Annotated in this window: 26 protein-coding genes, 1 tRNA gene and 2 pseudogenes; 13 read left to right on the plus strand and 16 right to left on the minus strand. The window is 75.5% G+C overall.

Annotated elements, in window-relative coordinates; translation table 11 throughout:
* Positions 1 to 336, plus strand: a pseudogene (locus NT8_RS29930) (GNAT family N-acetyltransferase); the annotation flags it as partial.
* 104 nt (positions 337 to 440) lie between these two features.
* Positions 441 to 776 (plus strand): hypothetical protein, encoded by a 336-nt coding sequence (locus tag NT8_RS15210; RefSeq protein WP_067969629.1) that lies wholly within the window; start codon positions 441 to 443, stop codon positions 774 to 776.
* A 94-nt stretch (positions 777 to 870) separates the two neighbouring features.
* Here NT8_RS15210 and NT8_RS15215 read toward each other — a convergent pair whose 3' ends face one another.
* Both NT8_RS15215 and NT8_RS15220 read right to left on the minus strand, forming a co-directional pair.
* Entirely contained in the window at positions 871 to 1,068 is a 198-nt protein-coding gene (locus tag NT8_RS15215; protein WP_067969632.1) for a hypothetical protein, read from the minus strand.
* Positions 1,069 to 1,339: 271 nt separating this feature from the next.
* Entirely contained in the window at positions 1,340 to 1,843 is a 504-nt protein-coding gene (locus NT8_RS15220; RefSeq protein ID WP_157515838.1) for an ATP-binding protein, read from the minus strand.
* A gap of 234 nt (positions 1,844 to 2,077) precedes the next feature.
* Here NT8_RS15220 and NT8_RS15225 point away from each other — a divergent pair, with 234 nt between their 5' ends.
* Together NT8_RS15225 and NT8_RS15230 are read left to right on the plus strand one after the other, a co-directional pair.
* The gene (locus NT8_RS15225) at positions 2,078 to 2,899 is read left to right on the plus strand and encodes a DUF5753 domain-containing protein (protein ID WP_067969640.1); all 822 of its coding nucleotides are present in this window, start codon (positions 2,078 to 2,080) and stop codon (positions 2,897 to 2,899) included.
* Positions 2,896 to 3,114, plus strand: a complete 219-nt coding sequence (locus NT8_RS15230) for a DUF397 domain-containing protein (protein WP_067969643.1) — start codon at positions 2,896 to 2,898, stop codon at positions 3,112 to 3,114. Before NT8_RS15225 ends, NT8_RS15230 begins: the two co-directional genes overlap by 4 nt.
* 17 nt (positions 3,115 to 3,131) lie before the next feature.
* On the opposite strand, the gene NT8_RS15235 is transcribed toward NT8_RS15230, so the two are convergent.
* A complete protein-coding gene (locus tag NT8_RS15235) occupies positions 3,132 to 3,791 on the minus strand; it encodes a 3'-5' exonuclease (RefSeq protein ID WP_245646193.1) in 660 nt (219 codons plus the stop codon).
* 56 nt (positions 3,792 to 3,847) lie between these two features.
* On the opposite strand from NT8_RS15235, the gene NT8_RS15240 reads away from it, so the two are divergent.
* Positions 3,848 to 4,120, plus strand: coding sequence for a tyrosine-type recombinase/integrase (locus NT8_RS15240; RefSeq protein WP_084468964.1), 273 nt, complete (start codon positions 3,848 to 3,850; stop codon positions 4,118 to 4,120).
* Between the two features lie 118 nt (positions 4,121 to 4,238).
* Here NT8_RS15240 and NT8_RS15245 read toward each other — a convergent pair.
* Positions 4,239 to 4,312 (minus strand) — tRNA-Pro (locus NT8_RS15245).
* A gap of 179 nt (positions 4,313 to 4,491) precedes the next feature.
* On the opposite strand from NT8_RS15245, the gene NT8_RS15250 reads away from it, so the two are divergent.
* Positions 4,492 to 5,442, plus strand: coding sequence for an alpha/beta fold hydrolase (locus tag NT8_RS15250; protein WP_245646194.1), 951 nt, complete (start codon positions 4,492 to 4,494; stop codon positions 5,440 to 5,442).
* A 431-nt stretch (positions 5,443 to 5,873) separates the two neighbouring features.
* Here NT8_RS15250 and NT8_RS31285 read toward each other — a convergent pair whose 3' ends face one another.
* The 9 genes from NT8_RS31285 to NT8_RS15295 form a co-directional block, all read right to left on the minus strand.
* Positions 5,874 to 7,907: a PP2C family protein-serine/threonine phosphatase gene (locus tag NT8_RS31285; protein WP_067969649.1), complete on the minus strand. Its 2,034-nt coding sequence runs from the start codon at positions 7,905 to 7,907 to the stop codon at positions 5,874 to 5,876.
* The gene (locus NT8_RS15260) at positions 7,904 to 9,004 is read right to left on the minus strand and encodes an ATP-binding SpoIIE family protein phosphatase (RefSeq protein ID WP_245646195.1); all 1,101 of its coding nucleotides are present in this window, start codon (positions 9,002 to 9,004) and stop codon (positions 7,904 to 7,906) included. The genes NT8_RS31285 and NT8_RS15260 overlap by 4 nt, the downstream gene beginning before the upstream one ends.
* A complete protein-coding gene (locus NT8_RS15265) occupies positions 8,968 to 9,408 on the minus strand; it encodes an ATP-binding protein (protein ID WP_067969656.1) in 441 nt (146 codons plus the stop codon). The genes NT8_RS15260 and NT8_RS15265 overlap by 37 nt, the downstream gene beginning before the upstream one ends.
* Positions 9,405 to 9,806: an STAS domain-containing protein gene (locus tag NT8_RS15270; protein WP_067969658.1), complete on the minus strand. Its 402-nt coding sequence runs from the start codon at positions 9,804 to 9,806 to the stop codon at positions 9,405 to 9,407. The genes NT8_RS15265 and NT8_RS15270 overlap by 4 nt, the downstream gene beginning before the upstream one ends.
* Before the next feature lie 13 nt (positions 9,807 to 9,819).
* On the minus strand, positions 9,820 to 10,725 hold the full coding sequence (locus NT8_RS15275; RefSeq protein WP_067969661.1) for an STAS domain-containing protein: 906 nt from the start codon (positions 10,723 to 10,725) through the stop codon (positions 9,820 to 9,822).
* 519 nt (positions 10,726 to 11,244) lie between these two features.
* Entirely contained in the window at positions 11,245 to 11,922 is a 678-nt protein-coding gene (locus NT8_RS15280) for a DsbA family protein (RefSeq protein WP_067969664.1), read from the minus strand.
* Between the two features lie 63 nt (positions 11,923 to 11,985).
* Positions 11,986 to 12,687, minus strand: coding sequence for a VanZ family protein (locus NT8_RS15285; protein ID WP_217999193.1), 702 nt, complete (start codon positions 12,685 to 12,687; stop codon positions 11,986 to 11,988).
* Positions 12,688 to 12,978: 291 nt separating this feature from the next.
* The gene (locus tag NT8_RS15290) at positions 12,979 to 13,545 is read right to left on the minus strand and encodes a carboxymuconolactone decarboxylase family protein (RefSeq protein ID WP_067969667.1); all 567 of its coding nucleotides are present in this window, start codon (positions 13,543 to 13,545) and stop codon (positions 12,979 to 12,981) included.
* A 306-nt stretch (positions 13,546 to 13,851) separates the two neighbouring features.
* On the minus strand, positions 13,852 to 14,100 hold the full coding sequence (locus NT8_RS15295) for a hypothetical protein (RefSeq protein WP_067969670.1): 249 nt from the start codon (positions 14,098 to 14,100) through the stop codon (positions 13,852 to 13,854).
* Positions 14,101 to 14,641: 541 nt separating this feature from the next.
* Here NT8_RS15295 and NT8_RS15300 point away from each other — a divergent pair.
* The 5 genes and pseudogenes from NT8_RS15300 to NT8_RS30420 all read left to right on the plus strand — a co-directional run bounded on the left by NT8_RS15300 (position 14,642) and on the right by NT8_RS30420 (position 21,447).
* Positions 14,642 to 18,049: a phosphodiester glycosidase family protein gene (locus NT8_RS15300; RefSeq protein ID WP_245646196.1), complete on the plus strand. Its 3,408-nt coding sequence runs from the start codon at positions 14,642 to 14,644 to the stop codon at positions 18,047 to 18,049.
* Positions 18,050 to 18,889: 840 nt separating this feature from the next.
* A complete protein-coding gene (locus NT8_RS15305; protein WP_067969690.1) occupies positions 18,890 to 19,267 on the plus strand; it encodes an RNA-binding S4 domain-containing protein in 378 nt (125 codons plus the stop codon).
* Positions 19,268 to 19,772: 505 nt separating this feature from the next.
* Positions 19,773 to 20,621 (plus strand): NAD(P)H-binding protein, encoded by an 849-nt coding sequence (locus NT8_RS15310; RefSeq protein WP_067969675.1) that lies wholly within the window; start codon positions 19,773 to 19,775, stop codon positions 20,619 to 20,621.
* 20 nt (positions 20,622 to 20,641) lie between these two features.
* Positions 20,642 to 21,130: pseudogene (locus NT8_RS31485) on the plus strand (SDR family oxidoreductase); the annotation flags it as partial.
* Between the two features lie 164 nt (positions 21,131 to 21,294).
* Positions 21,295 to 21,447: a hypothetical protein gene (locus tag NT8_RS30420; protein WP_217999195.1), complete on the plus strand. Its 153-nt coding sequence runs from the start codon at positions 21,295 to 21,297 to the stop codon at positions 21,445 to 21,447.
* A gap of 27 nt (positions 21,448 to 21,474) precedes the next feature.
* On the opposite strand, the gene NT8_RS15320 is transcribed toward NT8_RS30420, so the two are convergent.
* Positions 21,475 to 22,443 carry a TIGR03557 family F420-dependent LLM class oxidoreductase gene (locus tag NT8_RS15320; RefSeq protein WP_067969682.1) on the minus strand — a complete coding sequence of 323 codons (969 nt, stop codon included), beginning with the start codon at positions 22,441 to 22,443 and terminating at the stop codon, positions 21,475 to 21,477.
* 197 nt (positions 22,444 to 22,640) lie between these two features.
* On the opposite strand from NT8_RS15320, the gene NT8_RS15325 reads away from it, so the two are divergent.
* Complete coding sequence (locus NT8_RS15325) at positions 22,641 to 23,435, plus strand: TIM barrel protein (protein ID WP_067969685.1); 795 nt, start codon at positions 22,641 to 22,643, stop codon at positions 23,433 to 23,435.
* A 67-nt stretch (positions 23,436 to 23,502) separates the two neighbouring features.
* Here NT8_RS15325 and NT8_RS15330 read toward each other — a convergent pair whose 3' ends face one another.
* Both NT8_RS15330 and NT8_RS29355 read right to left on the minus strand, forming a co-directional pair.
* Positions 23,503 to 24,351, minus strand: coding sequence for an SDR family oxidoreductase (locus tag NT8_RS15330; protein ID WP_084468967.1), 849 nt, complete (start codon positions 24,349 to 24,351; stop codon positions 23,503 to 23,505).
* Between the two features lie 108 nt (positions 24,352 to 24,459).
* Complete coding sequence (locus NT8_RS29355; RefSeq protein WP_157515839.1) at positions 24,460 to 24,636, minus strand: hypothetical protein; 177 nt, start codon at positions 24,634 to 24,636, stop codon at positions 24,460 to 24,462.
* A 361-nt stretch (positions 24,637 to 24,997) separates the two neighbouring features.
* Between NT8_RS29355 and NT8_RS15335 the strand changes: the two genes are divergently transcribed.
* Positions 24,998 to 25,870: a SigB/SigF/SigG family RNA polymerase sigma factor gene (locus NT8_RS15335; RefSeq protein WP_084468968.1), complete on the plus strand. Its 873-nt coding sequence runs from the start codon at positions 24,998 to 25,000 to the stop codon at positions 25,868 to 25,870.
* Positions 25,871 to 25,916: the final 46 nt, after the last annotated feature.

Consider the following 25,916-nt stretch of genomic DNA (forward strand, 5'->3'; position numbering starts at 1 on the left):
CGCACGGGCATCGCCACGGCGCTGTGGCGGGCCGCCGACCGCGTCTCGCTGCTCCACGGCCGGACACTGACCCCCAGCCCGCACCGCACCGTCCTGGGCGAACTCCTGTGCACCCGCCGCCTCGGCATCGACGCCCCGCTGCAGAGCCTCGTGCTGCCGATGACGCCTGCCGCGAAGACGGCCGGGGCCGCGCTCCGCCAGCTCGTCCCCGACGACCGGGACGACTTCGTCCGCGACATCAGCAAGCGCTACGACCTGCCAGCGGACCGCGTCGACGCCCTGTGCGAGCCGACGTTCGAGGCTGCCGCACGACGGCTGGAGGTGGGGCGCCCGTGACCAACGTGTAGGAGCGCCCGATTTGACGGCGGAGGTCGGGCGTCCCAGGGCACCCGACCGCCGCCGTCCCGGTCATCGACGCGACCACCGACAAGGAGATCTCCATGAGCAAGAGGGTCTACGGGGCGGTGCCGAAGCCGGACCCGCACAAGGCCGCGATCAGGGCGGTCAGGAAGGAGCGGTCCCGCGAATGGGAGGACGTTGCGGACGCCGCCGTGGACGGCCTGGAGCCGTACCTGCGCCACCGGACGGAAGTCGGCCGCGCCGCCGCACGGGAGGTGGCGCGGCGCGGAGTATGGGAAGCGAAGCTGGTCACCATCGGTGGGAAGACCTACCCGAGCGACGACTGGGACGTCATCAACGTGATCCTTGCGGTGCTCGTGGCGGAGCAGCAGTTGACGGACCGGGCGCTGCGGAAGCTCGGCATCCCGATGCCGTGACGGATACGTGCTGTCCCGCGCTGGATGCATGACGAAGGGCGCTGCGGTGTTCACCGCAGCGCCCTTCGTGCTTTCGAGCTGGACCGGGGTGGCGTCAGGCCGCCATCCGTGTGGGCCGGGGCTCGTCCAGGTGGCGCAGGCCGTACAGCACCTGGTCGAGGAGTTCGGGGGTGGGGGCCGCCCAGGTGGCGGGTGCCACGGGTTCGGGGGCGGCCGCATCGGTGGCCAGGGTGTCCAGTTCGCTTCGCAGGACCGAGAGCGACGGCGTGGCGGGTCGGCGGTGGCGCCCCACGTAGGGGGCGAACTGCGAACGGGTGCGTTCGGTTCGGGGTCGGGGCGCCTCCCAGCGGTCGACCGCGTCAAACTCGGGGGTCGGGCAGGGAACGCGCCCGCGCTGACCGGCTCGAAGAAGGAGCCGCGCGAGCCTGTGCCGGAGGTGTCGAGGGGACCGTGTCCTGAGACGAGGCACCGGAAGCCTTTCTTCGTCGGTCGCCGCTGCGCCGCTGCGCCGCTCCGGCCGAACGGCGGCGGGTGGCGTCAGCGCTCGAGGAGTTGACAGGGCGTCAGTCCTGCATGCGTGCGTCGAGGCCGGAGTCCGTCGGCGGCGCGGCCACGGGGGTGCGCAACTGGGCCCAGACCGTGCATCCGCGCTCGGGCCCCGGGTGGCAAGTGAAGCCCCAGGTGTGGGCGAACGACTCGACCAGGAACAGCCCGCGCCCGCCCTCCAGTACCGATGCGCAGGCACTCCCGGAGACGGCCGGCGTGCCCGCGGCGGGAAGGCGTCCGGCGTCCGTGACGCCGATGCGGACGCTTCCGACCCGGACGTCGATGGCGACATCGACGTCGCCGCCGGGCAGGCCGCTGCGCGTGTGCTCGACCGCGTTGGCGACCAGCTCGGTGACGACCAGGTGGGCGTCGTCGAGCACGGGGTGGGTGCGGCCCAGGACCGCCGTGGTGAACCGGCGCGCGGCTCCGGCCGACGCGGCCGCGCCGGGAAGGCGATAGCAGCCCGTAGCGATGCGGGGGCCGTCAGCATTGGGTTCCGGGCATGCCGGCAGCAACATCATGCGTCTCCCAACCCGGATTCCCTCGGGCGAATGCCGAGGTCAGAGGTATCCCTGCTGTTCAGTGTGCGGCGCTGGGCGATCATGCGCAATACGGCGTGGGGAAATTTTCCCCAGGAAATTTGAGAGAAGTTGGATGGGGCGGCGGGATGGGCCAGACTGGGCGGTGCCCGAGATCAGGAGGTCGCCGTGGGTCGGAGCCCGGCCGGTGTCACTCGCCGGACCATCTCCCGCGTTATGCGGGCGGCGCGGCTGCGCGCTGGCATCAAGAGCGGCGCGGCCGCCGCCCACGCGGGTGTCTCCGCGGGAACGCTCTCCAAGTACGAGAAGGCGGAGAATCCCTGGCCCGTCTCGGTGGTCCACATCCTCACCGAGTTCTACGGCCTGGCTGCCGAGGACCGCGAGCAGCTCACCGCCCTGGCCCGCCAGCAGGAGCTGGGCTGGTGGCACCGCCTGCACGACGGCATCCCCGCATGGTTCGAGGCCCACATCGGCCTGGAGTCGGAGGCGGAGAGCATCGCGGTCTATGAGGACGGCCTCGTCACCGGCCTGCTCCAGACCCCCGACTACGCTCGCGCCGTACTCGCCGCCGACGTCGACGCCGGCCCCGCCGACCACATCGACGCCCAGGTGGCCGTGCGCATGCGCCGCCAGCAGCGCCTGATCGGCGAGGACCCGCTCTCCCTCGACGTCGTCCTGAACGAGGCCGCGCTGCACCGCGAGGTCGGCGGACCCGGCGCCATGGCCGGCCAGCTCCGAGCGCTGCTGGAGGCGGCGCAGCGGCCCAACGTCGACCTGCGCGTCCTGGCCTTCGAGGCCGGAGCCCACGCCGCCGGGGAGGGCAGCTTCGCGCTGATGCGCTTCCCCCGGCTGCTGGCCGGCGTGGACTTCGGCGACGTCGTCGCCGTGGAGTACCGCGCCGGCGCGCTCTACCTTGAAGACGACGCCGAGACGGCGCTGTTCACCCGCATCTTCGACCGCGTCCGCGACCACGCGCTCGACCCCGGCGCCTCCATCGACCGCATCCACCACCTCCTGTCTGAGAGATACCGACGATGACCACGAACACGGCTCCCGGCTCCGAGCCCGCCGACCTGGTGTGGCGGACGTCCAGCTACACCGGGGGCGGCGGCGGCAACTGCGTCGAGACCGCCCTGCTCCCGATCGGGGGCATGGCCGTCCGCGACTCCAAGCACCCCCAGGACCACGTCCTGCGCTTCGACCGCCGGGAGTGGGAGGCGTTCCGCCGCGCGGTCTGCGGCGAGCACCTGTAGGGCGGCCGCCCGTCTCCTCACCACAGCCCCGGCTGGTCGTCGGCGCGGGCGGCGGCCGACCCGTCCGACGGCGAGGCCGCTGCGAGGAGCTCCCGAAGGCTCGGCGGCCGCTCCCACCGCTGCCGGACGAGGGCGGCCAGGAGCAGGGCGGCGGCCACCGCGTCGAACAGCGCCCGGTGCGGCCGCCCGCCGGGCACCAGCCGGGCCAGCTCGCCGCCCAGGCCGTGCCGCTCGACCAGGGCGCCCAGCGACTTCGGCGCCGTGCCGACGACCTGGCGGGCCAGGCGCAGCGTGTCGACCAGCCCGGCCGGGCGCACATCGGGGTGGCGGCGGCGCAGCAGCCGCGCGTCCACCCCGATGTTGTGCCCGACCAGGTAGCGCCCCTCGACCATGGCGCGCAGCCGCGGGGCGACCTCGGCCGCACTCGGCGCCCCCGCGAGGACGCAGTCGGTCAGCCCCGGCGAGATCCACGGCCGTCGCGGGATGGGCCGTTCCGGGTTGACCAGGCTCTCCCAGGCGGCCGCCATGTCGGGCCGACCGCCGGCCAGTGGCACGACGGCGATCTCCAGGATCGCCTCATAGTCGCGGTTTTGGGCGCCGGTGCCCTCCAGGTCGAGGGCGGACAGCGGTGCGCTGGCCCAGGGCGGCCGGTCGAGCACGGCAAATTGTCCCAGCACGAGCTGCTCCTTCACAGATCGGGAGCCCCGGGGGGATCTGAGGCTTCCCCCGGGGGCTGTCGGCGTCCCCGCGACGGTCCGCCGCCGGCAACGTTCGCCGCGACTTCCGCCGCGTTCTCAAGCGCGCCGGTCTCCCTGCGAAGGACTGGACGCCGCGGGAGCTGCGGCACAGCTTCGTCTCGCTGATGTCGGACAACGGGGTGCCGCTCGAAGACATCGCCCGCCTGGTCGGGCACAGTGGGACGGCCGTCACCGAAGCCGTCTACCGGAAGCAGATCCGTCCGGTCATCACCGGGGGCGCTCAGGCCATGGACGGCATCTTCGGCTGACCGCACGCGGGAGGGAGTCGGGGTTCGCGCCGCTGCTGGGCGCGTTAGGGTCCCAGTTAGGGTCCCTGGACACGTAGAAGGGGTGCCACCTGATGGGTGGCACCCCTTCTCACCTGCGTCGGGACGGCGGGATTTGAACCCACGACCCCTTGACCCCCAGTCAAGTGCGCTGCCAAACTGCGCTACGTCCCGTTGTCGCCCGGGGTGTTCCCCCTTCGGACGAGTGAAACTCTATCGCATGTGCGGGCCTGCTCGTGACAGGTTTCCGGGGCGCGGGGGCCGGTGCGGTGGGGTGTGGGGACCGGTGCCGGGGGTAGGGGCCGCGCGGATCGTAGGGGGTGCGGTTGTTCGGCGGGTTCGCGTTGGAACGGGTGGATGTCGGTGGCGTCGGGCTGCGGGTGCGGCACGGGGGGAGCGGGCCGCCGGTGCTGCTGGTGCACGGGCACCCGAGGACGCATGCGACGTGGCATCGGGTGGCCGGGCGGCTGGCGGAGGAGTTCACGGTCGTCTGCCCTGATCTGCGTGGGTACGGGCGGTCCGATAAGCCGGCCACCACGCCGGACCACGCGCCGTACGCCAAGCGGGCCATGGCCGCCGACCTGGTCGAGCTGATGCGCATCCTCGGCCATTCCCGGTTCGTCGTGGCCGGGCACGACCGGGGCTGCTACGTCGCCACGCGGCTCGCCCTGGACCACCCGCGCGCCGTCGCCGGGCTGGTCCCCATGGACGGCATCCCGATCGGGGAGGCGCTGGCGCGGGCGGGCGCCGAGTTCGCCGGGCTGTGGTGGCACTGGTTCTTCCTCGGTCAGACGGCCAAGCCCGCCGAACCGCTCATCAGCGCCGACCCCGACCGGTGGTACGGCCCCGGCGACCCCGAGCACATGGGCCGCGAGGCGTGGGAGGACTACCGCGCCGCCATCCACGATCCCGCCACCGTGCACGCCATGTGCGAGGACTACCGGGCGGGCCTCGGCATCGACCGCGCGCACGACGACGCCGACCGCGCGGCCGGCCGCCGTGTGGCCTGCCCGGTCCACGTGCTCTGGTCGACGGGCGACGACATGGCCGACCTGTACGGCGATATCCGCGACATCTGGCGCACGTGGGCGGACGGTCCGGTGACGGGAGGGCCCGTCGAATCGGGCCACCACATGGCCGAGGACGCTCCCGGCGACGTCGCCGCCGAGATCGCGGACTTCGCCCGCCGGGTCTTCGCGGCCGAGGTCGGCGGGGTCACGGCAGCCCGTGGGGTTCCGGGGGTCCCGGGTATCCCCGAGGCCCCGGGGGAGGATGCGCCGCCGGGGGTGGACGGGCGCCGGTGAGTGGGTCGCGTGTGAGTGCGGCGCCGGGTGGGTGGATCGGGTGCTGTCCCGGTGGTCGGCGGGGCCTCGGGGATGCATTGCCGATTGGTGATGGGAGCCGGTGGGTGGCGCCGGGCGGATGGATCGAAGGTTGCGCCGCTGGTTGGTGGGCTCGCGGGGGTGGGTGTGTTGCCGAGGGCTGACGGGCGCAGGAGAGGAGCGCCGTGAGTGGGCCGGGGGCTGGGCCACTGGCCGGTGGGGAGTCGTGGTGGGGGTGCCGCCGAAGGTGGGCGCCGGGTGGGTGGGCCGGGGCTGGGCCGCTGATTGGTGGGGTCGCGGGGGGTGTGCTGCCGATTTGGCGGATGGATGGGTGCCCCCCGGGGCCGTGTGGTTGTGGGCGGGCCCCGGGGGCGGGTGGTGGTGTCGGGTGAGGCGGTCCCGGAGGGGCCGCGTCAGCGTTTGCGGGACATGACGACCGAGGTGCCCTCGGCGAGGGGGTGGTCGGTGCGGCGGGACTCCTCGGAGGAGTCGGCGTGGCAGAGGAGGAGGCAGACGTCGTCCTCGCCCGGGTAGTCGCGGAGCATCTCGTCCAGGATGGCGTCGGCCGCCGCGTCGGTGTCGTGCTCCAGCAGCGGGCCCAGCCGCGACAGGATGTCCGCGAGCTGGTCGATGCCGGGGTCCACGCCCGCCGACCGCCGTTCGACCAGGCCGTCGGTGTACAGCAGCAGCGTGGCCCCGGGCGGCAGGGCCAGTTCGTGGTCGGCGACCGTCTGGTCGATGGGCAGCCCGAGCATCGCCCCCAGCCGGGGCCGCAGGACGTGCACGGTGCCGTCGGGGTCGCGCAGCAGCGGGGGCAGGTGGCCCGCGCTGGACCAGGTCACCTTGGGGTTGCCCGGCTGGATCTGGGCGATGATGGCGCTCGCGAACAGGTCCGGTTCGAGGTGGCACAGCAGGTTGTGCAGGCGCGTCAGCAGCCCGCCGGGCCGGTGCCCCTCGATGGCGTAGGCGCGCAGGGCGTTGCGGAGCTGCCCCATCATCACCGCCGCCTGGATGCCGTGCCCGGTGACGTCGCCGATGACCCCGATGAGGCTGTCGTCGGGCTGCAGGAACACGTCGTACCAGTCGCCGCCGACGTTCATGCCGGTGGTGGCGGGCAGGTAGCGGGCGGCCAGCCGGAGGTCGGCCCGCGTGGGCAGGTCGGTGAGCATGGCCCGCTGCAGGGTCTCGGCGATGTCGCGTTCGCGCTCGTAGCGCAGCGCGTTGTCGGCGGCGATGGCCGCGCGGCGGGCGAGTTCGATGAGCATGACGACGTCGTCGTACAGCGGGCGCGGGTCGGCCGGGGTCAGCACGAGGACGCCGATCGTCGCCCCGCGGGCGATCAGCGGGACGGCGATCCGCGGTGCCGTGACGCCGCTGCCCTCGGCCCTCTGGAGGCCTGCGGTCTCTTCGGTCTCCTCGGCCCGTGGCGCTTCCTGGGCGCTCGCGGGTCCCTCGGCCCCCTCGGCGCCGTCCACTCCGTCCGCCGACTCCTCCGCGACAGTCTCGGCGGCGGGACCGTTCTCTCCGGGTGCGGCCGGTTGCGGGTCGGCCGCCGCTTCGGGGGAGGAGGCGCCGTCGGCGCGGGTGATGACGTCGTCCAGGCAGTCGTAGCCGCCCGGGTGCGGCGCCGCGTGCTGGGCGTGCTTGGTGCGGACGGCGAGGGTGAGGGCGCGCAGGCCGTCGGCGTCGAGGTCGCCGTCGCCGCCGATGGCGCGGGTGGGCCGCTGCTCGGAGTCGAGGAGCCACACCTGCGCGGTGCGCGCGTGCTCGGGCACGAGCAGTTCGGTGAACCGGCGCAGGACCTCCTCGTGGTTCAGGGAGTCGCCGAGGGCGGCACTGGCCGTGGAGACGAAGGTCAGCCGGTTGCGGGCGGCCTGCTCGGCCTCCAGCAGCCGCTGCTGCGCCTTGTTGGACGCGTCGAGTTCGGCGTGCAGGGCGAGCACGCCCCGGTTGGTCTCCTCCAGCTCGGTCCGGTGCCACTCGACGAGTTCCTGCTCGCCGCGGAGCATCTCGACGACCGCCCCGGCGTCGCGGTCGGTGTCGAGGACGGCGGCGGCGATGGGCCCGGTGGGCGGCCCCCCGTCGCCGTCGGCGGCAGCGGGGTCGGCCAGCACGGCGGGGTCGAGCGCCGGCGGCGTGTCGGCGGCGACGGCGGCGCTCACCTCCCACACCCGGCCGCCGGCCGCGGCCCCGTCGGCCTCGGGGGCGCCGCCCGGGCGGATGCGAGCGCACAGCCGGGGGACGGGCTCGCCGATGACGCCGATGTCCAGGCGCCAGGACCCGCCGGTGTTGAGCGCCTCGCTCATGGCCGCCGCGAGTCTGGACAGGAACTCCAGCCGCTCCACGCGCTCCACCCCGGCCTCGGCGGCCAGGCGCGCGGCGCCGGTGCGGGCCAGCGCGGCGTCTTCGAGGGTGGTCAGCGGAAGTGTGGTGTGCGTGGCGTTCATACTCGTTCCTGTTGAGCGGGGACGGCGGTCACGACGGCGATGGTGGTGTCGTCGGGGGACAGCCGGGCCTGGCTGCTGGCGTCGCGCAGGATCACGGCGGCCAGGGTCGCGGGGTCGTGGTGGTCGGCGACCGGGTCGCCGAGGTACTGCCAGCGGCTCGGCAGGCCGTCGCTGTGGAGGACCAGGACCGTGTCGGCGGTCCAGGGGTGGGTGACCGCGGCGTACCGGGAGGGCCGGTGGACGCCGACGATGCCGGGCCGCGACATCAGGTGCTGCCAGCGCCCGCCGCTGTAGATGCGCGCGCCGATGTTGCCCAGCCCGGCGAACTCCAGCCGTCCCGCAGCGGGGTCGACGCGGACCACCGCGATCGCCGCGCCCCGGGTGGCGCGCAGGGCGCCGTCCATGCCGCGCAGCACGGTCTCGGGCGTCCCGCCGGGGGGGCGCCCGTGGAAGTGGCGTACGGCCGCGTCGCTGGCGTCGGCGGCCTTGAGGCCGTGCCCGAGCCCGTCGGCGACGAGCACGTCGAGCACGCCGCCGTCGGACCGCTGGCTCCAGGCGTCGCCGGAGTGCTCCAGCCCCGGCAGGGGCACGTGGACGCCGCCGGCGCGTACGGGCCGCAGGTCGGCGGGCCGGGTCCCGTGGCGTTCGGGTGGGACGCGCGACAGCCGCGCCAGTGCGACGGTGCCCCGCCCCGGCACGCTGTGCACGTCGAACACGTCGGCGGTGCGCCGGCAGGTGCCCAGCCCCGCGCCGAGGGAGTCGCCCGTGGAGGAGTAGCCGTCGCGCAGCGCCAGGTGCAGGTCGGGGATGCCCGGCCCGTGGTCGACGCAGAGGATCTGCACCTCGCGCGGGGCGTCCGCCGCGGGGTGCGGCAGGGTCTCGATGAGCACCCGCCCGCCGCCGCCGTAGCGCAGCAGATTGGTGGCGAGCTCGGTGGCCACCAGGGCCGCCGACGCCCGGCGCAGCTCGGAGAACCCGGCGTCGGCGGCCGCCGCGTCGGCGGCGGCGCGCACGTCGCTGACCCGGGTGGAGTCGTGGACGGGGATGTCCCACACGCGGGTCATCGGTGGACTGCCGAACCCAGGCTCTGTGCCCACGCGGTGATGGTGACCGTGGTGCCCGCCCCCGGCCGCGTGTCGATCTGGAAGTCCTGGACGAGCCGCCGGGCGCCGCCGAGACCCAGCCCGAGGCCGTTGCCGCTGGTGTAGCCGTCGGTGAGGGCCTGGTCGACGTCGGCCATCCCCGGTCCGCTGTCGATGAAGCTCAGCCGCAGGCCGCGGGTGCCGCCCTGGGCGACCTCGGCCAGCTCCATCTCACCGCCGCCGCCGTGGACCAGCGTGTTGCGCGCGAGTTCGCTGGCGGCGGTGACGACCTTGGTCTGCTGGACCAGGCCGAACCCCGCCTCCTGCGCCTTGGCGCGCACCTGCTGGCGCACCAGCGACAGGTCGGTGTCGCTGCGTATCTGCAGGCGCAGCGCCGCTGCGGTGGGTCCAGTGGTCATCGGGCTCCCCGCCGATCGGCCCCGCTGGACGCCGTGTCCGTTATGGGCATGGCCACCCCCAGCACGGCGGCGGCGTCGGTGACGGTCCGCGCGGTGCGCAGCTCGGGCAGGGTCAGGCCGAGCTCGACCAGGGTGATGGCCACCGCCGGGCGCATGCCCACCACGACGGTGTCGGCGCCGAGCAGGCGGGAGCAGCCGGCGATCTCGGCGAGGATGCGGCCGAGGTAGGAGTCGACCATGTCGACCGCGGAGATGTCGATGATCACCCCGCGGGCGCTGCGCCGCTGGACGGCGGTGGTGACGCTCTCCTGGAGGCGCACGGCGAGGGCGTCGTGCAGTTCGCCCTGGATGCTGACGAGCAGGACGTCGCCGACCGGGATGACCGGGAAGTCGGACACGGTGGCCTCTTTCCTAGCGGCTCTCGCCGGCGGAGACGGTGCGCCCGTCGGTGCGGCGCACCTGGAGGCCGCCCTGGTCGAGGGCGTAGCCGAGGGCGTCGGCCAGGGTGGAGCGGGTGGCGACGTCGCTGAGGTCGATACCGAGCTGCACGATGGTCTGCGCGATGGCCGGCCGGATGCCGGTGATGATGCACTCGGCGCCCATGAGCCGCGCGGAGGCCACGGTCTTGAGCAGGTGCTGGGCGACCAGGGTGTCGACGGTGGCGACGCCCGTGACGTCGAGGATGGCGACGCGGGCCTGCTGGGCGACGATGGCGTCGAGCAGGTTCTCCATGACGACCTGGCTGCGGGCGCTGTCGAGCGTGCCGATCAGCGGCACCGCGACGACGCCGTGCCACAGCTTGATCACCGGGGTGGCGACCTCCATGAGCTGCTGGCGCTGCCGGTTGATCAGCTCCTGCCCCTCGTTGAACATGGTCTGCATGGCCACCAGGCGCAGCGTCGACAGCAGTTCGGCGGCGTAGAGCACGGCGGCGTGCTGGTGCTCGACCGGGGCCCCGGCGAGTTCGGCGGTCAGGAGTTCGACCACGGCGTCCTTGAGGGCGGCGACCTCGCCGGCGACCCGGCCCACGGACAGGCCGGCCCGGGAGCGGGCGGCCGACATGCGGCCGATCTGGGTGCGCACGGAGTCGAACCCGGAGGCCTCGATGTCGTCGACCCGCCCGGAGGCGGCCACGACGACGAGGGCGTCGGCGACCGACTGGGCGGCCTCGACCGCCTCGTCGCGGGTGACGGTGAACACCGAGCGGAACAGCGGGAGGTCGGCCCACCGCTGCGCGATCTGCTCCCGGCGCTGCCGCAGGAGGTCGGCCACACTCTGCTGGGGCGACCAGGGGGCGGCGGCGTCAAGGTCCGACATGCATACTCCTTCGCACGGGGGCGTGGGTGGTGCGCCTGCGGGGCGAGGCACACACCGCGCGGGCGGGGTGGTCCCGGCCGCGCAGTCGAAATGCTAGCGGGCGGGCGCGTGCGCTCTCCTGGAGTCCGGGCCGGGGTCCGTGGGGAGGACGGGGCGGGGACGGGGGCAGCGGTTCCGGGGCGGCCGGGCATGCCGATCGCGCGGTGGCCGTGGGGGCCGTCCGCTGCCGCAGGGCCGGTGGGCCTGTGAGTCCAAGCACGCACCGGGAGTGACCGTTGGTCCGATCATCGTCGCGCAGTCGCATGCTATCGCCCCCCGTCGCTTCGGGGGCGGGCCGTCGGTCCGCGAGGCGTGCCGCGGCAGGTCAACGAGGGTGGGGGCGGGGTCGCGCGCGGGCGTTTCGCCGACCGCTCCGCTCGCGGGACGGGGCGCGGAGGCGATCCCGCGGCGGCCGACCCGGCGGCCCGGTGCGGCGGGCGGAATCCGTTCTGGGGACCCGTTCCGGGCGGGCCCGTTCTGCTAGGCCGGGTCGGCGGCGTGCGCGGTGTCGGGCGCGGCGGGCGGCCGGCCCTTGAGTTCGTGGAAGCCCGATATGCCCGTGACCAGGAGTGTCCCTTCCCACAGGCGGGCGGCCTCCTCGCCGCGGGGGGCGCGGGAGAGGACGGGGCCGAAGAAGGCCGTGCGGCGGCCGCGGGGGTCGGTGGCGGCGATGATCGGGGAGCCGACGTGGGGTCCGACCAGGTCGGCGCCTTCGGTGGTGGAGGCGCGGAGGTCGTCGTCGATGCCGGTGGTGTGGGCGGCGTCGGCCAGATCGCGGGGGAGCCCCGCTGCGGCGAGGGCGCCCCGCAGGCCGTCCAGCGGGTCGCCGGGCGCGGCGCCGCCGCCGTCCTCGGGCGGGCCGTCCCCGGCGCCGGCGGGGCCGGTGGTCCACAGCGCCGTGTAGAAGCGCGCGAGGGCGTCCCCGCCGTGCTCCCGGCGCACCGCGGCGCAGACGCGGGCCGGGAGCCACAGGTAGCCGTCGGGGTCGCCCTCGGGGTCGTCGTCGCGGCCCTCGTTGAGCGCGGCGAGGCTGAGGAGGTGCCACCGCAGGTCGACGGGGCGGACGCGGGCGACCTCGGTCAGCCACCGGGAGGCCACCCAGGTGTAGGGGCAGGACGGGTCGAACCAGAGGTCGGCCGTCCAGCGGTCCGTCGCCATCGCGTGCGTCCTCTCCGTGCGGGTGGGCCCGGGCGGGAGCGGGGGCGGGGCCGCCCCCGCCGGTCAGGAGGCGGCGGACCGGGGCCGCCGCCGGTGCAGGCCGCGGGAGATCCGCCGCCCGATGAGGAAGAAGCCGAGGAGCGCGCCGGTGGTGTTCAGGATGACGTCGTCGATGTCGAAGGCGCGCCCGGTGACGATGGTGCCCTGGGCCAGTTCGACCGCCAGCATGACCAGGGCGGTGATCAGCGAGACCTTGATGAACCCGCGCACGCCCGGGAAGAGGATCGGCAGCAGTACCCCGAAGGGCACCCCCAGGACGATGTTGCCCCCGACCTGGCGCAGGGCGTCGCGGGCGGGGAAGTCGAGGTAGAGCCGCAGGGACCACCCCGGGCGCAGGTTGGCGTGGGTCTCGCCGACGGCGCCGGGGACGGGGGTGAGGGTGAGCTGGGCGAGGGAGACCGCGAAGGCGACCATGGCGACGAAGGCCGCCAGCATCGCCACGGCGCGGAGCAGGAGGAAGAGGGCGTAGCGGACGCGGTCGCCCGTTGTCGGCGGCGGACCGGGGGAGCGGTCGCGCGGCTTGGGGGAGGGTTCGGCGGCAGCGGACGCCACGGGCGCGGACGCCATGGCGGTCTCGGTGCTCCCGGTGGTCGTGGTGGACGTGCCGGTGGCGGTCGGGGTGCTCTCCGGGGACGTGCGGGGGGCGGGCGCCGGGACCTCGGGGGTGTGCTCGGCCCCGGCCGGGTCGGCGGTCTGGTCGGTCACGGTTCACCTCGTCGGATCGGGTCGCGTTGTGCAGTAGACATCACAAAATCACGGCCGGATAAACACGACGGGGGCGCCGGTCCGCGCGGTCGTCGCGGCTTCGGGGCCGGAAGGTCCGCTCCGACCTGCGATGACGCGGTGGCGGGGGAAGGGTGGACTCGCGCGTTCCGGCCGGTCCCGCCCACGGTTTCCCACCGTCCCGAATCCGCGTCCCCGACCAGGTGCCCCTGAGGTGGCGAGTGGCGGGTGGCGGCCGCGCCCGTGCGGGCGCGGCCGACCACGGGGCGCTTCTCAGGCGGCGGGGAGGCCGGTCCAGGCGAAGGGGGCCAGCGCGTCGTCCACGGGCGCGTCGACCAGCCGGTTGGCCAGGGTCGACATGGTGTACACCCCGATCGCCAGCACCACCTCCAGGGCGTTGCGCGGGGTGTGGCCGTGGGCGAGGAAGTCCGCCAGCTCCCCGGCGGGCACGGCGCCCGCTGTGGCGATGACCTCCAGGGTGAAGCGGTGCACGGCCGCCAGGCGCGGGTCGGCGGGCGCCCGGCCGTCCCGCAGGGCGGAGACGAGCTCCGGGTCGGCGCCCAGCTCCGCCAGCTTCGCGGTGTGCATGGCGACGCAGAGGTGGCAGGCGTTGCGGGTGGCGATCGTCATGACCACCACCTCGCGCGCCAGCGGGTCGAGCGTGGACGCCTCCAGGGCCGCGCTCAGCCGGAGGAACCCGTTGAGCAGTTCGGGCGAGGCGGCGAGGCGGGCCACGGCCGAGGGGACGTAGCCAAGGCGCCGTTCGGTCGCCTCGATGGACCGCTGGGCGGCGGGCGGGGCGGTTTCGGCGGTGAGAGCGGGGAACGGCGTCGGGGCCATGGGGGTCCTTCCGGGGTGCGGGCGCGCGTGACCGCCGCACGATTCGACAACTTGGTTGTCGAAAAAGGTAAACCATGTTGTCGATCTCGGCAAGGTGCGGCATCGGGGAGCTTCTGGGGGGCGGGGGCGGCCGCGACGTGCACGGTCGCCCGCCGTCCGCGTGCGCGACCGACGATCGGCGTCGGTGATGGAAGTCGGGGATGGGAGTCGGTGGCGGGTGCGGGCGGGCCGCGGTGGCGGTCGCGCTCCGTCGGGGCGGCGCGCGGCCGTGCGGACCGCCGCCGGAGGCGCGGTGGCCGGGCGGGGTCAGGCGACGAGGTGCCAGCCCGAGAGCTCGGCGGTGAGGCGGTCGGCGAGCGCCTGCGCGTCCTGCGGGGTGGCGCCGATGCCTTCGGCGACCAGGCGCTGCCGGGAGTAGACCTCGCGCTCGCCGGGCCGCAGCTCGCCTCGGCGGCACACGCGCGCGGGGCCCGACGCCGACGTCGCGATGACGGTGTCGAAGGGCGAGTCCACGACGAGCAGTGCCACATGGGCCAGGGTGACGGGAGCGGGCACGGGTGTCCTCTCGATCGGGTTCAGGGGCTCGTGGGGCGGCCGGGCACGCGGTGCCCGCGGCCCGCCCTCACGACCTCATGTCTATCGTGCCGGAGGGACATCGCGTGGCCATGAGCGGGGAAAACCCTGTTTACCCGTCCACCGCGTGTCACTTCCGGCGCGTCCCCCGACGGGCGGTTCCGCCCCCCCGTTCGCCGTCCGGCCGGGCGCGGCGCGGCGTCGGCCCCTGCGCCCCCCGGCGCCGCGCCGCGCGGGTGGCCACGGGGTTCGACGGGTCCGGCCTGCGGTGGTGGTCCGGGCCGGAGCGGGGCGCGCCGGGGGCGGTTTGCCGATCGGTCGGTGAATACAGGGCGACACGGGGCGTTCAGCCCCTTTCGTCCACCGTGGGGACACGCGATGATCGAGCGGAATACGTTCGCAACGGGTTTTCCGGTGGTCGCGGTGCGGAGTTGGCTCGACGCATCGTCCCCCCGCATCGGAGGAGGCCGCTCTGTCCCCCCAGCCGACCGTCCCCGCCCCCACCCCCGCCGCACGCGCCGCCGTGCTCCTCATCGCTCCGCTGCTGGCGCTCGCCCCCGCGACCGCCGCGCGGGCCGAACCGCCCCCGCCGGGCACGGGAGGGGACCCGGCCGCCGACGCCGCCACGGGCGCCCTCGCCGCCTCCTCGCACCCGCCGCTGTCCGCGCCGCTGCCCGACCCCCGGGCCGACGCCGGGAGCCCGCCCGTCACCGTCGCCGAGCACAGCGAGACCGTCGCGCCCGGCGTGGAGGTGTCGACCGTGCGCACCGTCGACGACCTGGGCTGGCAGCGCTCCAACGTGCTCAGCGTCGACCTCACCCAGGGCGCCCGGCTCGGCTACCTCGACGCCGGCCGCGTCACGGCCACCTCGACCGTCTCCGAGATGGCCGACGGCGCCGGCGCGGTCGCCGCCGTCAACGCCGGCTACTTCGACATCAACAACTCCAACGCCCCCCTCGGCGGCGGCGTGCGCGACGGCGAGGTCGTGAAGTCCCCGGAACCCGACTGGACCCGCTCCGCCGTCGTGGACGCGGCCGGGATCGCCCGCGTGCAGGACCTGCTGTTCACCGGGACCGCCCACCTGCCCTCGGGCGACGCCGACCTGGCCCAGCTCAACTCCGCCGCCCTCGGCACCGACGAGATCGGCGGCTACACCGAGCTGTGGGGCGAGCACCCCCGCTCCTACGCCGTCCGCGGCGCCGAGGAGGTGGCCGAGGTCGTCGTCGTGGACGGCGCCGTCGCGTCCGTGGCCGCCGCCCCCGGCGACGCGCCGGTGCCGCCCGGCGCAACGGTGCTGCTCGGCCGCGAGAAGGGCGCCGAGGTCCTCGCCGCCCTGGAGGAGGGCGACCCGGTCGAGGTGGAGTTCGCGGCGGCCACCGCCGAGGGCGGCGACGTGCGGACCGCCGTCGGCGGGCGCCACCTGCTCGTCGCCGACGGCGCGGCGCTGGACGTCCCCGACACCTCCCGGGCCGCGCGCACCGCCATCGGGTTCTCCGCCGACGGCCGCGAGGTCACCATCGTCACCGCCGACGGCGCGAACGTCGGCAGCCGCGCCGCCACCCTGCGCGAGATGGGGGAGCGGCTCGTCGCCGAGGGCGCCGAGGTCGGCCTCGAACTCGACGGCGGCGGCTCCTCCACCCTCGTCGCCCGCTCTCCGGGCGCCACCGCCGTGGAGGTCCGCAACACCCCCAACGACGGCCACGAGCGGCAGGTCCCCAACGGCCTCGCCGTCTACGCCCCCGAGTCCAGCGGCCGGGCGGACGCCTTCCGCGTCGCCACCGCCGTCGACCCGGCCGACGCGCCCGGCACCGCCCCCGTTCCCGGAGGCCGCCCCGACCGGGTCTTCGCCGGCCTCACCCGGGTGCTGACCGCGACCGCGCACGACGAGGCGTACGCGCCCGTGGCCGACCCGCCGACGCCCCGGTGGTCGGCCACCCGCGGCGACGTGGACGACGGCGTGTTCCGCGCCGACCGGCCCGGCACCGCCACCGTCACCGCCCGCTCCGGCCGAATCGACGGCGAGCTGCGCCTGGAGGTGCTGGAGGAGGCGGCCCGCATCACCGCCGACACCCCCTCGGTCAACCTCACCGGCGCCGACGCGACGGGCACGTTCGGCATCGTCGGCTACGACCGGCACGGCAACTCCGCACCCATCGAACCGGCCGACGTCGACCTCGACTACGACACCGGCCTGCTCGACGTCACCGCGGGCGCCGACGGGCGGTTCACCGCCACCGCGCGCACCGGTTCCGGCGCCGCCGTCGTCACCGCCACCGTCGACGGGCTGACGACCCCGATCGCCGTCACGGTGGGCGTGGAGCGCCACGACGTCGCCGACTTCGAGGACGCCGCCGACTGGCGGGCCGCGTCCGCGCGCGGGACCGCCACCGTCGGCCCCGCCGACGGGCGCACCGGCACCGGGCTGCGCCTCGCCTACGACTTCGGGCGATCGACCGGGACGCGCACCGCCTACGCCTACCCGCCGCAGCCGCTGGGCGTGCCGGGGCGCACCCGGGCGGTGGGCATCTCGGTGTTCGGCGCCGGGAAGGGCGAGTGGACGGCGTTCACCGTGGTCGACGCAACGGGCCGCGCGCACTCCGTCTACGGCCCGTACATCGACTGGGAGGGCTGGCGGGAGATCGAGGTGGCGGTCCCCGAGGCGCTGCCGCAGCCGGTCACGGTGAGCCGCTTCTACACCATCGAGACCTCGGCCGACCGCTCCTACAGCGGGGAGGTGCTGCTGGACGACATGTACATCGAGGCGGCGCCCACCCTCGACGTCCCGCCGCAGGAACCCGTGACCGACGACGTGGTGGTGGCCGACGGCGACCTCGGCGGGGCGGACTGGACGTTCGCCGTCATGTCCGACGCCCAGTTCGTCGCCCGCGACCCCGACTCCCCGCTGGTCGAGGGTGCCCGCCGGACGCTGCGCGAGATCCGCGCCGCCGACCCCGACTTCCTGGTCATCGCCGGCGACCTGGTGGACGAGGCGTCCGACGCCGACTTCGAACTGGCCCGCACCCTCCTCGACGAGGAGCTCGGCGGGGAGCTGCCGTTCCACTACGTGCCGGGCAACCACGAGGTCATGGGCGCGTCCATCGACAACTTCCGGGAGCACTTCGGCGACCCCTACGGCACGTTCGACCACGAGGGCACCCGGTTCGTCACCCTCGACACCTCGTCGGGCACCCTGCGCGGCAGCAGCGCCGGGCAGATCCCCTACCTGCGCGACCGCCTGGAGGAGGCCCGCACCGACCGGGGGGTCGACTCGGTCGCCGTCATCGCCCACCACCCGCCGCGCGACCCGCTGCCCGCGAAGAACAGCCAGCTCGCGGACCGCAACGAGGCGGCGCTGATCGAGTCGTGGCTGGCCGACTTCCAGCACGACACCGGGAAGGGCGCCGTGTTCGTCGGCGGCCACGTCGGGGCGTTCAGCGCCTCGGCGGTCGACGGCGTGCCCTACGTCGTCAACGGCAACTCCGCCAAGCCGCCCGGCGCCGGGACCGGTGAGGGCGGGTTCAGCGGCTGGACGATGTTCGGCGTCGACCGCATCCCCGCCTGGGAGCAGCGCCGCGCGGCCGCCCGGCCCTTCGAGGGCGGGCCCGACTGGATCGCCGCGCAGATCCGGCCGCACGTCGACACGCTCCGCGTCGACGCCCCGGCGGAGCTGGAGCGGGGCGCGACGGTCGAGGCCGGCGCCGAACTGGTCCAGGGCGACCGGACGGTGGCCGTGGCGCCGCCGGTCAGCGCCGATTGGCGCGGCGGCGACGGCCTGCGCATCGGACCGGCCGACGACCGGTACCCGCGCCGCACGATCGCGGTGTTCGACCCCGCCGCCGGCACCCTGACCGGGCTGCGCCCGGGCACGGCCACGCTCACCGTCGAGGTCAGCGGGGTGGTGGCGGAGGTGGAGATCGAGGTCACCCGCTGAACGCGGCCCCCGCCGGGCGGCCCCCGCCGGGCGGCCCCCGCCGGGCGGCCCCGCCGGGCGGCCCCGGCGGGGGCCGGCTGCGCCGGGGCGGGACCGTGCCCGTGCCTCTCGGGGCGCCCGGTGGACGCGACCGGCTCCTGTGGGCGGGAAGGGCCACGGTCCCGCGCGAGTGGCCGGTCGGCGCTGAACCCGGGGGTGGCGCTCCGGTCACCGCGGGCCGCGCCGCTGTGGCGGAGCCGGCGGGGAGCACACACCGGCGCCGCGTCCCGCCGTCTCCCACGGTGACGGCGGGCGCGTACCCCTGGGCCCCTTCCGGCGCTCTCCGCGCGGGCCCTCGCGGCGCGGCTCCCACCAGGGGGCGTGCCGTCCGGGCGGTGCCGCCGGGAGCCTGGGCATGTGCGCCTCCCCCGGTCGGCCGGGAAGACGCGCTCGGGCCCCTCGCGGTCCGTCTCGACGCTCGGCCCGGTCGCGCTCCACGATGGGCGTGGGCCCTTCGGACCGTGGGAGGGCCACGCCGTTCGCCCGGTCGGGCACGGTGGCACTGGGCACCGTGCGTGTCCGCGTCGGCCGGGCGCCCTCAAGGACGGCGGGCCTCCGAGAGGGTCGTCGGGAGGTGTGTGCACCCGCCTGCCACGGCTCCCGGCGGTGAAGGCGGGGCAGCGGTTACAGTGCGGGGGAGGGCTCCCGGTCCGGGGGCCGGACCCGGCGTGAAGGGACCCGACCGTGCAGGACCCGGCAGCAGACCCCGCCCGGCCGACCGACACCTCCGAGGCCCGCCTTGGGCCAGGTGACCCGGGGCCCGGTTCTGCCGAAGGCGGCCGCCCTTCAGGTCCGCCGCCGCTGCCGGCCGGTCCGCCGAGCACCCGCGTCGACCGCTGGCTGTGGGCGGTGCGGCTGCTGAAGACCCGCGCCGACGCCGCTCAAGCGTGCCGGGGCGGCCACGTCCGCGTGAACGACCGGCCGGCCAAGCCCGCCACGTCGGTCGCGGTGGGCGACGAGGTCCGGCTGCGTATCGGCGGCGCCACCCGCATCGTCGACGTCGGCCACGTCATCGAGAAGCGTGTCGGCGCGCCCATCGCGGTGCGCTGCTACGTCGACCGCAGCCCGACCCCGCCGCCCGAGGCGGTCGTGCCCGCCGCGGCGCGCCCGCGCGGCGCGGGCCGCCCCACCAAGCGCGACCGCCGCCGCCTCGACCGCTTCCGCACCGAACGCGGGTAGCCCCGCCGCCCACGTGCCCGGCGCGCCGGGCCGTCCGGGTGCGTGCGGGGCATTTCGCTGCCGTGCGGTTCTGCCGTTCCGGTGACCGGGGCGGCCTCCGGCAATTGGGATCTATGGCGTAAAGGCGCCGCTAATGAACGTCGATAAGCGATGTCCCCCTCTGGACGCGAGCCGTCAGGGCCGATCGGAGGCCTCCGGGGACACCGGAACGCCGTCTTCCCGGCGGTGGATTCGGAACGGGGCGCCGCATAGGCGCGCCACCAGGGCGGATGCGGTGGAGAAAATCAGCGGGAGGCGATTCCCGGGTCCGCGTCGGCCGATCGTTTCCGCAGGTCAGAGCGAATGTGAACATCATGTTCGCGTTTGCCGCGGACAGCCCTCGTCCCCCATGATGCGCGGACACCGTCCCTTCCAGCCGTGGCAGCGGCGCGTTCCGGCATGCCCGTGATCGGTCGACCGTCGACCGGAACGCCACGGCTCGGGGACCGCGAGAAAGGGCGAGACGATGGCGACGACAGTCGTGACGGGGGCGACCGGAAGGGTCGGCCGACGGGTGGTCGACGGCCTGCTGCGCGCGGGGGCGGAGGTCCGGGCGGTCACCCGCGACCCCGGCGCCGCCGGGCTGCCCGACGGCGCCCGGGTCGTCGCGGGCGACCCGGGCCGCCCCGAGACCCTGGCCGCCGCCCTGGAGGGCGCCGACGCCGCATACCTGTTCCCGGTGTCGGACACGGCAGCGGCCGGATTCGCCCGGCTGGCCTCGGCCGCCGGCGTCGGCCGGATCGTCGTCCTGTCGTCGGTCTCGGCCGGGGGAGCGGAGGGCGACCACAGCGGGGACCACCACCGCGCCGTGGAGCGGGCCGTGGAGGCGTCGGGCGTCACTTGGACGCACGTCCGGCCGGGGGAGTTCATGGCCAACGTCCTCGACTGGTGGGCCGCGCCCATCCGCGACGAGGGGGTGGTCCGGGAGCCGTTCCCCCGCGCCCTGCACCAGCCCGTGCACGAGGACGACATCGCCGACGTGGCCGTCGCCGCCCTGCTGGAGGACGGCCACGCGGGCGCGGCCTACGCGCTGCTCGGCCCGGAGGTGCTGACGACGGCCGACCAGGTCCGGCTCATCGGGGCGGCGCTGGGCCGCGACATCCGCTTCGAGGAGCTGACCCGCGAGCAGGCTCGCCGCCGCTACGTCGAGCACGGCGTACCGCCCGAGGTCGCCGACTGGCTGCTCGCCGTGGAGGAACTGCCCGAGGGGACCGCCGTACCCCCGGCCACCGGGCCCACCGCCGAGGCCGTGACCGGCCGCCCCGCCCGCACGTTCGCGCAGTGGGCCGCCGACCACGCCGGCGACTTCCGGTGAGTGGGGTGCCGCCGATCCTGGTGACCGGGGCGGGCGGGCACATCGGCCGGTGCGTGGTGCGAGGGCTCGTCGCGGCCGGGCGGCCGGTGAGGGCGCTGGTCCGCGACCCGGCGGCGGTGCGCCCGCCGCCCGGTGTCGAGATGGTGGCCGGCGACCTCGCGTCACCCGTCGACCTGGCCCGTGCCCTGGACGGGGTGGAGGTGATGACCCTGTTCCCGGCGGCTGGGGTGGCCGAGGCGCTCGCGGCCGCCGCCCCGGGGTCGGGGCTGCGCCGCATCGCCGTGCACTCCTGCGGTTCCGCCGGGCACGGCGATCCCCACCACCTGGCCGTGGAGCGCGCGGCCGAAGGGTCGGGGGCCGAGTGGACCCACGTCCGCCCCTACGGGCTGATGGTCGACACCCTGCGCTGGGCCGAGGACGTGCGGCGCGACCGGGTGGTGCGGGGGCCCAACGGGCGGTTCACCTACCCGCACGTGCACGAGGCCGACATCGCCGACGTGCTCGTGGCCGCGCTCCTGGAGGACGGGCACGTCGGCAAGGTGCACACGGTGTCGGGCCCGGAACTCCACAGCCAGGCGGACCTGGCCCGGCTCATCGGCGCGGCGCTCGGGTGCGATCTGCCGTTCATCGAGCTGACGCCCGCGCAGACGCACGAGCTGTGGGGCGGCAGGGCATGCCGACCGCCGACATCGACCTGGAGCTGTTCCTCCAGTCGGAGTTCGTGGACGTCCCGGCGCCGCTGGGCACCACGGTCGCCGACCTCCTCGGTCGGCCGCCGCGCACCTTCGCACAGTGGGCGGCCGAACACGCCGCCGACTTCCGGTGAACGCGCGCCGCGCCGCCCCGGCTCCGGTCAGGAGGTGGTCGACAGGTCGCGGAGGGGGCCGGCGAGTTCGCCTTCGAAGAAGTCGAAGAAGCCGTCCGGGTCGGGGCCGGCGTTGACCAGGGCGAGGTGGTCGAAGCCGGCGTCGGCGAACTGCCGTGCCGCCGCGAGGTGCCGGTCGGCGTCGGGCCCGTAGCCGAAGGTGTCGCGCAGGTCGTCGGGGCGGATGAACGAGGTCGCGGCCGCGAAGTTGACCGGGTTGGGCAGCTCCGACTGGACCTTCCACCCCGTCAGCCCGAACCGGAACTTCTCGTGCGCCGACGCGAGCGCGGTGTCGTCGTCGGCCGCCCACGACAGCGGGACCTCGGCGTAGCGGGGGCCGGACCCGCCCGCGTCCCGGTAGGCCGTGACCAACTCCGGCTTGGGCTCCGTCGCGAAGATCGCGTCGCCGAGTTCGGCGGCGATGCGCGCCGACGCCGGTCCGCTGATCGCCACGGCGATGTCCGGCGGCGTCTCGGGCAGGTCGAAGACCCGGGCGTCCTCCAGGGTCAGGTGCTTGCCGTCGTAGGAGTGGTAGCCGCCGGACCACAGCAGCCGGATGATCTCCAGCGCCTCGCGGAACATCTCGTGCCGCTCCCGGACGGCCGGCCACCCGTAGCCCACGACGTGCTCGTTGAGCCGTTCCCCCGAGCCCACCCCCAGGACGAACCGGCCCTCGGACAGCAGCGCCGTCGTCGCCGCCATCTGCGCGACCAGCGCCGGGTGGTAGCGGATGAACGGGCAGGTCACACCCGTCGCGATCGTGATGCGCTCGGTGCGGGCGGCCGCGGCGGCGAGGACGGACCAGGCGAACGGCGAGTGGCCCTGCTCCTCCAACCACGGGTGGTAGTGGTCGCTGATCTCGACGAAGTCGAACCCGGCCTCCTCGGCGCGGACGGTCTGGCGGACCAGCTCCTGCGGCGAGAACGCCTCGGCGAACAGCTTGTAGCCGATCTGCATGTGCGGTTTCCCTTCGGGTTCGGCGCGGGGCGCGGGCCGTGCCGGCGCCCCCCTTGCGGCTGCCCGCGCCCGCTACCCGCGCCGCCGCGCCGCCATGCGTCCGCGCCCGCCGCCGACGCCCCCGCACCCGGGGAAGGGCTTCCGGCGCGGCGGGCCGGCGGCTACCGTCGGAGCCCGGTTCGCGGAAGGGGCGGCGCGTGTACGGACTGTCGGCCGGGGTCGAGATGCTGTTCGCCGAGGAGGGCGGCCGGGTGGGCGACGCAGGCGGGGCCACCGCGCGCCGGGTGCGGGCGGCCGCCGCGGCCGGACTGCCCGCGGTCGAGATCTGGGGGTGGCGCGGCAAGGACGCGGACGCCCTGGGCCGTGCCCTCAACGACACCGGGACCCTGCTCCAGACGGTGTGCGTCGACCCGATGGTGCCGCTCGCCGACCCCGCCGACCACGGCGCGTTCCTGGCGGCGATCCGCGAGTCCGCCGACGCGGCCGAGCGGTGGGGCTGCCCCTACCTCGTGGTGACGGCGGGGCGGCGGCTGCCGGGGGTGCCCCTGCCGGCCCAGCGCGCCGCCGTGGAGGAGGCGCTTCGGGCGGCGGGCCGGCTGCTGTCCGGCCGCCCGGTCACGCTGCTGCTGGAGAACCTCAACTCCCGGGTGGACCACCCGGGCACGCTGCTCGACGCCACCGCCGACTGCCTCGACGCCGTCGCCGGCGCGGACTCGCCGCGCGTGCGGCTGCTGTTCGACCTCTACCACGCGGCGGTCATGGGGGAGCGGCCCGCCGACGTGCTCGCCGGTCGGGCCCACCTGGTCGGGCACGTTCAGGTGGCCGACACCCCGGGGCGCGGCGAACCCGGGTCGGGCCGCGTCGACTGGCGGGCCGCGCTCGGCGACCTGCGCACGCTCGGCTACACCGGCCGGATCGGCCTGGAGTACGCGCCCACGGTCGCGACCCCCGCGTCCCTCGCCGTCATCCGGGCCCTCGCCGCCGAGGCGTGATCGGGGTGGCCGCCCCGCTCCCGGCTGGGCCGTTCGTGGGGGCCGGGCGGGAGCGGGGCGGGGCGGCTCAGCCGGCGCGCCATTCCGGGTCGGCCAGTGCCCCGCCGGCCTGGGGGCCCATCATGGACAGGCCTCCGTCCACGAACAGGGAGGCCCCCGTCACGTAGGAGGCGGCGGGCTCGGCGAGGAACGCCACGGCCGCCGCCACCTCGCGGGCGTCGCCCGGCCGCGCCAGCGGGTAGCCGGCGCGCGAGTCGGGCGCCGGCGGCCGCTCGTGCTGCCCCGTCATGGGGGTGGCGATCTCGCCGGGCGCGACCGTGTTGACGGTGATGCCGTACAGGCTCAGCTCGACGGCGAGCACCCGGCTGAGCATCTTCAACCCGCCCTTGGCGGCGCAGTACGGCCCGGCGCCGACGCGCGGGTACTCCTCGTGCACGCTGGTGACGTTGATGATCCGGCCGCCGCGCCCGGCGTCGCGCATGCGGGTCGCGGCGGCCTTGGCGCACAGGAACGGGCCGTCGAGGTCCACGCTGAGCACCTCGCGCCACTCCGCGTAGGAGGTCTCCAGCAGCGACGCCTCCGCGCCCACGCCCGCGTTGTTGACGAGGACGCCCACACCGCCCAGGTCGGCGATCAGCTCCTCGACGACCTCGGCCCCCCGCTGCGGGTCGCCGAGGTCCTGGCGGCGGACGGCCGCCCGCCGGCCGGCCGCGCGCACCTCCTCCTCGGCACGGCGCGCCCCCTCCTCGTCGGAGTGGTAGGTCACCCCCACGTCGAACCCGCGCCGGGCCAGTTCCACCGCCGTCGCGCGGCCGATCCCGCTGTCGCCGCCGGTCACGATCGCGATGCGGTCGTAGTCGGTGAACTGGGCGGCGCCCGCCTCGGGCGCGGCCGCCCGCTCGCCGTCTGCCGTCATGTCGGCTCCCCTTCCGAAGTCCCGGTCCCGGTCCCGCGCCGGCGCGGCGCGGGACCCTCGGGGCGGCTGCCCCGGCGGCCGCCGGGTACACGCGCCGGGGGGCGGCGGCTAATAGGGCGGGTCGTGGCCCCGGCCTCCGCCGGGCGGGGTGAGCAGGACCGCCTCCAGCAGGGCCAGAACGGGGGGCGGGAGGCGCCCGCAGTCGATCAGTTCGCACGCGGCGTCGAGGAGTTCGTCGTCGTCCAGCCGCTCCCAGTCGATTCCGTCCGGTGTCCACTCGCGCATGGGTGTCCCCCCTTCCCGACGCCCGGCCCGTCACACAGCGGGGGCGGCGCGGGCCCGGTACGACGGCGCATCCGGGCGCTGACGGAGTGCGACATCCGGGGGGCGCGGGAGGAAATCGCCGCGCGTTCCCGCAGGCAGCGGCGGTTCTCGCGGGGGTCGCGGAAAGTCGTGGTGTTTGGTCGTTTTCTCGCCGGGCACCCTGTGGCCGGGTCCGAAAGCGCGGCCGAAGACACCTGGTCACGGGTGTGTGGAAGTGGTGGTGGTCCACCGCCGCCGCCTCGCGCGTACCCGGCCGGGTTGCACTGATCGTCCACCACAGCGCAAGTGTTGACCGGCTTGCTGGAAAGAGGGAAGCCCAGCCATGAGCACCTCGAACACGCGAACCACCCCCCGGCGTCGTACGTCTCCCGCCGCCGCCCGCCCGGGAGAGCGCCGCCCCCAGCAGCTCCGTCGCCCGACCCGACGACCCGCCGCCGCTCCGGACGTCAGCGCGGAGGAACTGCTCACCGAACTCGCCGGCCTGACCGCCGACGCCCCCGAGGCCGAGGCCATCCGCGCCCGCCTCGTGCAGATGTACGCCCCGCTGGCCCGCCGCGAGGCGCGGCGCTACCGCAACCGCGGGGAGATGCTGGACGACCTGGAGCAGGTCGCGATGCTCGGCCTGATGAAGGCCATCGCCGGGTTCGACCCCGGCTTCGGCAAGCCGTTCATCTCCTACCTGCTGCCCATGGTCACCGGCGAGCTCAAGCGCCACTTCCGCGACCGCACCTGGGCGGTGCGCGTGCCGCGCAAGCACCAGGAGAAGCGGTCCGAGCTGAACCGGTTCACCTCCGAGTTCAGCCAGCGCAAGGGGCGCGCGCCGACGACGGCGGAGATCGCCGAGGCGCTGGAGCTGGACGTGGAGGAGACGGTGGAGCTGCTCGACGCGGCGTCGGCCTACTCCGCCCTGTCGCTGGACGCCCCGCGCGGCTCGGAGGAGGAGGACGACGCCTCCCTGGGCGACAGCCTGGGGTCGATCGACTCCGACCTGGAGCACGTCGTGGACCGCGAGGCGCTGAAGGCGGCGCTCGCCAACCTGCCCGCCCAGCGCCGCCGCATCCTGCTGCTGCGCTTCTTCGGCAACAAGACGCAGGCCGAGATCGCCCAGGTCATCGGGGTGTCGCAGATGCACATCTCGCGGCTGCTCAAGCAGACCCTGGCCGACCTGCGGGCCGAGATGGCCGGCGGCGCCTGAGCGCCGGCCCGCCGCGCCCGCCCCGGCGGCCGCCGCCGGGGCGGGC

The sequence above is a fragment of the Nocardiopsis trehalosi NBRC 14201 genome (assembly GCF_001552555.1).
Lineage (GTDB): Bacteria > Actinomycetota > Actinomycetes > Streptosporangiales > Streptosporangiaceae > Nocardiopsis_B > Nocardiopsis_B trehalosi.

Excerpts from the sequence above, each read along its gene's own strand:
- NT8_RS15210 (WP_067969629.1), top strand. The coding sequence starts at position 441 with ATGAGCAAGAGGGTCTACGGGGCGGTGCCGAAGCCGGACCCGCACAAG.
- NT8_RS15220 (WP_157515838.1), bottom strand. The coding sequence starts at position 1,843 with ATGATGTTGCTGCCGGCATGCCCGGAACCCAATGCTGACGGCCCCCGC.
- NT8_RS15225 (WP_067969640.1), top strand. The coding sequence starts at position 2,078 with ATGCGGGCGGCGCGGCTGCGCGCTGGCATCAAGAGCGGCGCGGCCGCC.
- NT8_RS15230 (WP_067969643.1), top strand. The coding sequence starts at position 2,896 with ATGACCACGAACACGGCTCCCGGCTCCGAGCCCGCCGACCTGGTGTGG.
- NT8_RS31285 (WP_067969649.1), bottom strand. The coding sequence starts at position 7,907 with ATGAACGCCACGCACACCACACTTCCGCTGACCACCCTCGAAGACGCC.
- NT8_RS15265 (WP_067969656.1), bottom strand. The coding sequence starts at position 9,408 with ATGACCACTGGACCCACCGCAGCGGCGCTGCGCCTGCAGATACGCAGC.
- NT8_RS15275 (WP_067969661.1), bottom strand. The coding sequence starts at position 10,725 with ATGTCGGACCTTGACGCCGCCGCCCCCTGGTCGCCCCAGCAGAGTGTG.
- NT8_RS15280 (WP_067969664.1), bottom strand. The coding sequence starts at position 11,922 with ATGGCGACGGACCGCTGGACGGCCGACCTCTGGTTCGACCCGTCCTGC.
- NT8_RS15290 (WP_067969667.1), bottom strand. The coding sequence starts at position 13,545 with ATGGCCCCGACGCCGTTCCCCGCTCTCACCGCCGAAACCGCCCCGCCC.
- NT8_RS15310 (WP_067969675.1), top strand. The coding sequence starts at position 19,773 with ATGGCGACGACAGTCGTGACGGGGGCGACCGGAAGGGTCGGCCGACGG.
- NT8_RS30420 (WP_217999195.1), top strand. The coding sequence starts at position 21,295 with ATGCCGACCGCCGACATCGACCTGGAGCTGTTCCTCCAGTCGGAGTTC.
- NT8_RS15320 (WP_067969682.1), bottom strand. The coding sequence starts at position 22,443 with ATGCAGATCGGCTACAAGCTGTTCGCCGAGGCGTTCTCGCCGCAGGAG.
- NT8_RS15330 (WP_084468967.1), bottom strand. The coding sequence starts at position 24,351 with ATGACGGCAGACGGCGAGCGGGCGGCCGCGCCCGAGGCGGGCGCCGCC.
- NT8_RS29355 (WP_157515839.1), bottom strand. The coding sequence starts at position 24,636 with ATGCGCGAGTGGACACCGGACGGAATCGACTGGGAGCGGCTGGACGAC.
- NT8_RS15335 (WP_084468968.1), top strand. The coding sequence starts at position 24,998 with ATGAGCACCTCGAACACGCGAACCACCCCCCGGCGTCGTACGTCTCCC.